Source organism: Alcanivorax sp. 24 (genome assembly GCF_004360225.1).
Lineage (GTDB): Bacteria > Pseudomonadota > Gammaproteobacteria > Pseudomonadales > Alcanivoracaceae > Alloalcanivorax > Alloalcanivorax xiamenensis.
In genome coordinates this window covers 1-616 of the sequence record NZ_SNUA01000052.1, presented here as the reverse complement: position 1 = coordinate 616, position 616 = coordinate 1, and the positions used below count along the sequence as shown (strand labels likewise).

Annotated in this window: 1 protein-coding gene; it reads left to right on the top strand. The window is 44.3% G+C overall.

Going from position 1 to position 616, the window contains the following annotated elements:
• Nucleotides 1-20: 20 nt before the first annotated feature.
• Nucleotides 21-616: TonB-dependent receptor plug domain-containing protein (locus tag E0L37_RS21245; RefSeq protein WP_240687533.1), on the top strand; the 596-nt coding region annotated here is incomplete at its 3' end.

The following is a 616-nucleotide window of genomic DNA, read 5'->3' as shown; positions in this document are numbered from 1 at the left end:
ATGGTGGCTCGGTGCCAGATATGCGAGGCGTATCAGGTAATGGTGGTGCAACGGGTTTTAACTCATTTAGTGGTGGCTCAAAGGCTCGTGTTTCAACCTTGATTGATGGTGTTAGCCAACCGTTTGTAGCCGATTTAACCGGTGATACGGGTCTGTGGGATGTAGAACAAATTGAAATTTACCGAGGGCCGCAATCAACCAGTAATGGTCGTAACAGTATTGCGGGTGCTGTCTACATGACAACCAAAGCACCTACTCAAGAATTTGAAGGGGCAGTGCGCGTCGGTTATCGGAACCAAGATAGCTACCTAGATACTGCCGCAGTGGTATCAGGGGCGTTAGTTGAAGATGTATTAGCATTTCGGTTATCAACTCAGTATGTTGATGGCGAAACGTTTTCGAATCCACCGGTATACGAAACGAATCCAACTGATCGTGAATTAAACAAGTTAAATACCAGCAGCACACGCGCTAAATTACTTTACACACCAAATGAAGATCTTGCTGTACAGCTAACTTATTCAACTTACAGTGAAGAAGGTAATTCGGGTCGCAAATACTTTTTAGCGGATGAGCCATTTGATTATGAGCCGCTTTATCAACGTATTATGGATAC